This window comes from Sphingomonas sp., assembly GCF_036387535.1.
Classification (GTDB): Bacteria; Pseudomonadota; Alphaproteobacteria; order Sphingomonadales; family Sphingomonadaceae; genus Sphingomonas_R.
On record NZ_DASVTO010000038.1, the window covers coordinates 1 to 6,942 of the forward strand.

Consider the following 6,942-nt stretch of genomic DNA (forward strand, 5'->3'; position numbering starts at 1 on the left):
GTTCGGCTTCTATTTTTCGGCGCACCCCACCGACCGCTATCGCCATCTGGCGACCGCGATGGGCGCGCGCAGCTTTGCCGAACTATCGAGCTATCCCGCGCCGGCGGATGGCGGGCGCACCGAATCGCGCATGGCCGTGCTCGTCGAAAGTGCCGGCTGGCGCACTTCCGCCAAGGGGCGCCGTTATATGATGGCGACCTGTTCCGACGCATCGGCGCAGTTCGTCGCGACCTGTTTCGACGACGCGGTCGCTGCCGATCTGGAGGGCGCGGCGCGTACCGGCAGTTGCGGGTTCGTGCGCGTCGAGCTGGACCGGAAGCCGGGCGAAGAGACGCCGCGCGTGACGATCAAGCATATCCGCCCGTTCGAGGATATGCAGGACACCACCAAGCTGAAACTGGTGGTCGCGGTCGATCATCCGGCGGCGCTCGACCGGCTGGCGCGAATCTGTGCGGTCGCGCGCGGGGGTCGCGGCGAGCTGGTGCTGAACGCCGCGATCGATGGCGGTGTCGCGGAACTGCGACTGGCGCGCGACGTGAAGATCGACGCCGAACTGGCCGCGTTGATCGAACGGGTGCCGGGCGTGGGATCGGTCAAGCTGCTGGCCGGCGAGACGGTGCCGCTGGCGCTGGTGTCGTGAGATTTTTGGTCCTTCCCTTCAAGGGGGGACTTTTTTGCGGTCAGAACAGCGACAGTTGCGGCCCGTCCGGTGGGCGGAACAGATCCGTGCGCAGGTCCAGCTTGATATGGCCCAGCCCCGCCTTGCGACAGGCGATGCGGAAACGGGTGCGGAGCAGATCGGCCCAGGGCCCTTCGCCACGCATGCGCGTGAAGAAGCCGGGATCATTGTCGCGGCCGCCGCGCATCGATTGCACCGTCGCCATCACCTTGGCCGCGCGATCCGGATAATGTTCGTCCAGCCAGGCACGGAACAGCGGCGCGACTTCGTTCGGCAGCCGGACCGGCAGAAAGAAGGCACCGCAGGCGCCGGCGGCGGCCGCCTCGGCGATGATCGCCTCCAGTTCATGATCGGTGATGTGCGGGATGACCGGGGCCAGCGAGACATAGGTCGGGATGCCGGCTTCGGTCAGGGCGCGGATCGCGGCGAGCCGGCGGCGCGGATGCGGCACGCGCGGTTCCAGCGTGCGCGCGATCCGTACATCAAGGGTGGTGACCGACACCACCACCGTCGCCAGCCGCTCCGCCGCCATCGGCGCGAGCAGATCCACGTCGCGCACCACCCGGTCCGACTTGGTGGTGATGGTCAGCGGATGGCGGGTTTCGGCCAGCACCGCGATACAGGCGCGGGTGATGCGCCAGTCGCGTTCGATCGGCTGATAGGGATCGGTGTTGGTGCCAAACGCGATCGGACGGACGGCATAACCCGGCTTGCGCAGCTCGGCGCGGAGCAGATCGGCCGCATTCGGCTTCGCGAACAGGCGCGATTCGAAATCGAGACCGGGCGAGAGATCGAGAAATGCATGGCTGGGCCGCGCGAAGCAGTAGATGCAGCCATGTTCGCAGCCGCGATACGGGTTGATCGACCGATCGAAGCCGATATCAGGCGACTGGTTGCGGGTGATGATGGTCCGCGCGGCTTCGGTCGTGACGGTGGTGCGCAGCGGCGGCACCGCGTCGTCGATGGTGTCGCGATCGTCCAGCCAGTCGCCGTCCGCCATGCGTTCCGGCAAGCCGAAGCGCGTGCTGCTGCTGTTCACCGGCGCGCCGCGGCCGGGTCTCGCGTCGATCGATCGCATTGACAGACGCTAGGTGAACCGCAAGAACATAGCAAGAACGATGAGGAGTCGATGATGGCGCGGTTGAACTATGTGGAGCTGGCATCCGGTGACGTGGCGCGGGATCGCGAGTTCTATACTACGGCGTTCGGATGGACGATGACGGATTATGGTCCCAGCTATGCGGCGACGACGACCGGCGATGTCGATCTCGGCCTGGACGGGGACGCCGCGCCGGCCAAGCCGCCGCTGGCGGTGATCGCGGTGGCGGATCTGGAAGCGGCGCAGCGCCAGGTGGAGGCAGCGGGCGGGCGGATCGTCGTCCCCATCTTCGGCTTTCCGGGCGGGCGCCGGTTCCAGTTCACCGATCCCAGCGGGAACGAGCTGGCTGTGATGCAGGCCGAGTAAGCGGTCAGCGTTCGGTCAGCCGCGGCATCAGTTCCACAAAATTGCAGGGACGGTGGCGGCTGTCGAGCTGATCCTTGAGGATGCCGTCCCAGCCGTCCTTCACCGCGCCGGTCGAACCCGGCAACGCGAACAGATAGGTGCCGCGCGCCACACCCGCACAGGCGCGCGACTGGATGGTGGAGGTGCCGATCGTCTGGAAGGACAGCCAGCGGAACAGTTCGCCAAAGCCTTCGATCTGCTTGTCCCACACGCGGGCGAACGCTTCGGGCGTGACATCGCGTCCGGTGACGCCGGTGCCGCCGGTCGAGATGACGACGTCGATCGCGGGATCGTCAATCCAACCGTCGAGCCGCGCGATCAGGGCGGGCACGTCGTCCCGTTCGATCGCGCGGTCGGCCAGCACATGCCCCGCCGCTTCCACCCGCGCGGCGAGCGTGTCTCCGGAGCGGTCGTCAGCGGCCGTTCGGGTGTCGGACACGGTGAGGACCGCGATCCGGACGGGGAGGAACAGGCGGGTTTCGTCGATGGGCATGAGCGGAGCCTTACTCCCTCTCCCCTGGAGGGGGGAGGGCTTTTGCTCAGTTCGCGCCGGCCGTGCTGTTTTGCTCAGTTCGCGCCGATTGTGCTGGTGGCGATGCTCGCAGTCGCGCCGATTCCGTCCATGCGGATCGCGGTCGCACCCGACAGGCCGGGAAAGCGCGGCCACATGCCCTGCGCCATCGCTTTCAGGCTGGCGGGAACGGCGCCGGACTGACGCTGATACATCCAGTAGTTGCGCAGTACGATCGCGACATAGGCGCGGGTTTCGAAAAAGGGGATCGATTCGATGAACAAGAGCGGATCGGTCAGATTGCGGCCGCGCTCGTTCCATTTCTGCACCGAACCTGGACCGGCATTATAGGCGGCGATCACCTTGGGCAGCAGACCGCCCGTCATCCAGCTTTGCGACAGCTGTTCCAGATAGCTTTGGCCATATTCGAAGTTGGTCGACGGATCGTTGAGCCGGGTGCGATCCGCGCTGCCTTCGCCGCGACGCTTGTTGATGAGGTCGGCGGTGCCCGGCAGGATCTGCATCAGGCCGCGCGCGCCGGCCGCACTGACCGCGCCGACCCGAAATTGCGATTCCTGGAGCGCGTGGGCCAGCACCAGCGCCTTGTCCACGCGCCAGCCGCGCTCCGGCGTCCATCCCGGCGCCGGATAGCGCGCGGTCGCCGACAGGCTGACACCGACCGGACCGTTCTGCGCCAGCCAGATCTGCGCCGCCGGCAGGTTGAGCCGCGCGGCGAGATGAAGCAGCGACTCATGATCCGCCGGCAGCCCGATCCGCGCCTGATAGCGCAGCAGCTGGTCGGCCAGGTCATCCTCGTTGATCTCCTTCAACGCGACGGCGGTGACCAGGTTGGGGCGGCCGGCGACCACCGTCCAGTCCGCGCCACCGAAGTCCATCCGGTGATCGGGCGCGGGCAGGGCATAGCCCAGCGCGCCGGTGGCGAGCAGCCCATAGAAGGTTTCCGACAACCGGCTGGCGGAGCGGAGCTTGGCCTGAACCTGTTGCGGGCGGCCGCAGGCGACATCGGCCCGTGCAGACCAGAACAGGCCGGCGGCGGTCATCTCGGTATCGCGCGCACGGGCAGAGACGCTGGAAAAGGCACGGGCGGCCGCCTCGCAATCGCGCGCGCGCCAGGCGGCGAGCCCCTGGACCCAGGCAGCCTGCACCGCCCATTCGCCGGTCGATCCCGCGGCGGGCGTCGCCAGGCGGCGCGCATTGGCGTCGTCGCCGGTCAGATAATAGGACCAGGCGATGCGTTGCTGCCATTCAACGCGCGCATCGCCCGACAGCATCGGGTCGGCCGCGACCAGCAGCGCCTCTGCATCCGCCGGGCGATCATCCTTGATGAGCGGCAGTACGCGGCGGGCAAGATCGGCAGCGGCGATGTCGCTGCGCGTGGTCTGTGCCGCCCGGCGCTTGGGCGCACCGTCGAGATGGATGAGATCATGCTGATAGGGGGGCGTCGGCAGCATGGTGGCGCCGCGGGCGGTGGCCAGCCGCGCCATGGCAGCCGCCTGGGGCAGCCAGGGTGCCGCCGTGACAAGCGCGACCAGCACATCCGTCTCGACCCGCGGGCTGCCCTTGGTCAGCGAGAGTTCGGCGCGGGCGATGGCGTGAAGCGGGCCGACCGGCATCGCATCGAGCCGGGCGGCGGCAGACGACCAGTCCCGCGTCCGGATCGCGGCGAACACCGCACGATAGCCGTCGCGCTGTGCGGCATCCAGTTGCGCGGGCAGCGCATTTACGGCGGCCGCGGCCGGGCCAGAAGCCGGACGCGCGGCGAAGCTGGAGATCGGTGCGATCCGCGCCGCGGCGACGGCGGGTGACGTCAGCCCGCGGCTGGCCGCCGGAATTGACAGGATCGGGGCCGATGCCGCCGGTGTGACGGGCGCGGCCGGCGCAACCATCGGCGGCGCCGTCGGGACGGGCGGCGGGGTGATCATCGCCCGCGCCTCCGGCAGCACCGCGCGCGGTTGCAACCCGAAGCCATAGACCATGTCCTGCGCCTGGACCGCGGCGGCCGGCAGGGCCGTGGCGGCAAGCGTCGCCAGGACGAGGGTGCGGATGCTCAACGATCGAGTTCCTCTTGCAACAGCCGCAGGTCCGCCCACAGATCGGCCTTGCGGGCCGGCGATTGGGGCAACATGCGCGGATGGAAGGTCGCGACAGCGGTCGTCATGCCGCCTTCATGGTTGATTTTGTGTGAATGCCCCCGCGCTTGCGGCCAGTCCAGTCCGAACGCCGTGATCGCTTCCTTGCCCATCAGAAGTAGCACCTTGGGCGCGGCAAGCGCGACATGGTGACGGGCGGCGCGGATCAGGCCGGCGGACGTGGCGGGCGCGATCCGCCCCCCCGCCGGGCGCGCCGGGCACAGCGCGGCGACATAGACCGATGCACGGTCGCGTCCGATGGCGGCCAGGATGCGGTCGAACAGCCGGCCGAGCGTGCCCGACAGCAAAAGGCCAGCATCGGAATCATCCGGTTCCGGCATATCGACGAGCAGCATGACACCCGCCGCGGGATCGCCGCTGGCACAGATCCGGCCGGGCCCGAGTTCAGGGAAGACCGCCGGATCGGCACACCATGACGAAAATGCCGCCAGCGTGGCGGGCAATGCCGCCGCGGGCGCCGGTTGGGCCAGCGGTTCCCGGACGGTCGGCGCGGGCGCGGGCGCGGCGTCAACGCGGGTAACAGCGGCGTCAACACGGGTAACAGGCGTGATCTGCGCCGCCGGCCGCAGCCAATCGCGCGGCGAATCGTCAACCAGCATGTCGACGCCCGCATCGCGCCACCAGCGCAGCGCGCTCAGTGCCTCGGCTACCCCGTCCATGGAAAACCCCGCCTTTACGGCTTACATACAGACGAAGGTTGACGCAGGCGTCAATTGGAATGCAGGCCATACCCGGCGGGACGACGATTCCGCGGGATGACCGGAAGCCCGATGGAGCGGACATGGCTGAGCGCGAGAGCATGGAATATGATGTCGTCATCGTGGGGGCTGGCCCCGCGGGCCTGGCGGCCGCGATCCGGCTCAAACAGCTGGCGGCGCAGGCTGACCGTGAGATCGGCGTCTGCGTGCTGGAGAAGGGATCCGAAGTCGGCGCCCACATCCTGTCCGGTGCGGTGATCGATCCGATCGCGATCGACGAACTGATCCCCGACTGGCGCGATCTCGACAGCCCGTTGACCGTACCGGTCGTGGAAAATCATCACTGGGTGCTGAGCGCGTCGGGAAAGACCGAATTGCCGCACCTGCTGATGCCGCCGTTCATGAACAACAAGGGTACCTACACCTGCTCCCTCGGCAATTTCTGCCGCTGGCTGGCGGGGCAGGCGGAGGCGCTGGGCGTCGAGATCTTCCCGGGCTTTGCGGCGGCCGAGGTGCTGTTCGACGAACAGGGCGCGGTGCGCGGCGTCGCCACCGGCGACATGGGCGTGGCGAAGGACGGCACGCACAAGGGCGATTATCAGCCGGGCATGGAACTGCATGCCCGGTATACCTTCTTCGCCGAAGGCGTGCGCGGACATCTGTCCAAGGAACTGAAAACCCTGTTCGACCTGGAACGCGACTGCCAGCCGCAGACCTATGCGATCGGCATCAAGGAATTGTGGGACATCGATCCCGAACTGCATGTGCCGGGCAAGGTGATCCATACCCAGGGCTGGCCGTTGTCGGACGCGACCGGTGGCGGGTTCCTGTATCATCAGGCGAACAACCAGGTCGCGCTCGGCTTTGTGGTCGGCCTCGGCTACAAGAACCCGCATCTGTCACCGTTTCACGAATTCCAGCGTTGGAAGCATCATCCGGCGATCGCCGCGATGCTGAAGGGTGGGCGGCGCGTGTCGTACGGCGCGCGCGCGATCAACGAAGGCGGGTGGCAGGCGGTGCCGAAGCTGGCGTTTCCGGGCGGCGCGCTGATCGGCTGTTCGGCCGGATTCGTGAACGTGCCGCGGATCAAGGGCAGCCATACCGCCATGAAATCCGGAATGCTGGCGGCGGAGGCGGCATTCGACGAGATCCTGTCGGGCCGCAACACGCCGGAACTGACCGCCTATCAGCCCGCGCTGGAGGCGAGTTGGATCGCGACGGAGCTGAAGAAGGTCCGCAATGCCGGTCCGGCGCTGGAGAAGTTGGGGCCGGTGGCGGGCACGGTCTATGCCGGGTTCGACATGTGGATGCACCAGCTGGGCGTGAAGCTGCCATGGACGTTCAAGCATCACCGCGACAACGAGCAGCTGTGGCGGGCG

General features: G+C 68.0%; 6 protein-coding genes and 1 pseudogene. 3 read left to right on the forward strand and 4 right to left on the reverse strand.

The annotated features are described in order from the left end of the window. A pseudogene (locus VF649_RS03220) lies at window positions 1-640 on the forward strand (DNA polymerase III subunit alpha); the annotation flags it as partial. Between the two features lie 40 nt (window positions 641-680). Here the strand turns inward: VF649_RS03220 and VF649_RS03225 are convergent. Continuing rightward, complete coding sequence (locus VF649_RS03225; protein ID WP_331010520.1) at window positions 681-1,757, reverse strand: PA0069 family radical SAM protein; 1,077 nt, start codon at window positions 1,755-1,757, stop codon at window positions 681-683. Between the two features lie 54 nt (window positions 1,758-1,811). Here VF649_RS03225 and VF649_RS03230 point away from each other — a divergent pair, with 54 nt between their 5' ends. Further along, the gene (locus VF649_RS03230; protein WP_331010521.1) at window positions 1,812-2,144 is read left to right on the forward strand and encodes a VOC family protein; all 333 of its coding nucleotides are present in this window, start codon (window positions 1,812-1,814) and stop codon (window positions 2,142-2,144) included. Between the two features lie 4 nt (window positions 2,145-2,148). Here the strand turns inward: VF649_RS03230 and moaB are convergent, their stop codons facing one another. From moaB to VF649_RS03245, 3 genes are all read right to left on the reverse strand, one after another. After that, window positions 2,149-2,676: a molybdenum cofactor biosynthesis protein B gene (gene moaB, locus VF649_RS03235; protein ID WP_331010522.1), complete on the reverse strand. Its 528-nt coding sequence runs from the start codon at window positions 2,674-2,676 to the stop codon at window positions 2,149-2,151. Window positions 2,677-2,750: 74 nt separating this feature from the next. Beyond that, window positions 2,751-4,766 (reverse strand): lytic transglycosylase domain-containing protein, encoded by a 2,016-nt coding sequence (locus VF649_RS03240; RefSeq protein ID WP_331010523.1) that lies wholly within the window; start codon window positions 4,764-4,766, stop codon window positions 2,751-2,753. Beyond that, window positions 4,763-5,524 (reverse strand): uracil-DNA glycosylase family protein, encoded by a 762-nt coding sequence (locus VF649_RS03245; protein ID WP_331010524.1) that lies wholly within the window; start codon window positions 5,522-5,524, stop codon window positions 4,763-4,765. Before VF649_RS03245 ends, VF649_RS03240 begins: the two co-directional genes overlap by 4 nt. 122 nt (window positions 5,525-5,646) lie before the next feature. Here VF649_RS03245 and VF649_RS03250 point away from each other — a divergent pair. Next, a partial coding sequence (locus VF649_RS03250; RefSeq protein WP_331010525.1) for an NAD(P)/FAD-dependent oxidoreductase occupies window positions 5,647-6,942 on the forward strand: 1,296 nt, incomplete at its 3' end.

Coding starts and splice junctions, on each gene's coding strand:
- VF649_RS03225 (WP_331010520.1), bottom strand. CDS start 1,757: ATGCGATCGATCGACGCGAGACCCGGCCGCGGCGCGCCGGTGAACAGC.
- VF649_RS03230 (WP_331010521.1), top strand. CDS start 1,812: ATGGCGCGGTTGAACTATGTGGAGCTGGCATCCGGTGACGTGGCGCGG.
- moaB (WP_331010522.1), bottom strand. CDS start 2,676: ATGCCCATCGACGAAACCCGCCTGTTCCTCCCCGTCCGGATCGCGGTC.
- VF649_RS03245 (WP_331010524.1), bottom strand. CDS start 5,524: ATGGACGGGGTAGCCGAGGCACTGAGCGCGCTGCGCTGGTGGCGCGAT.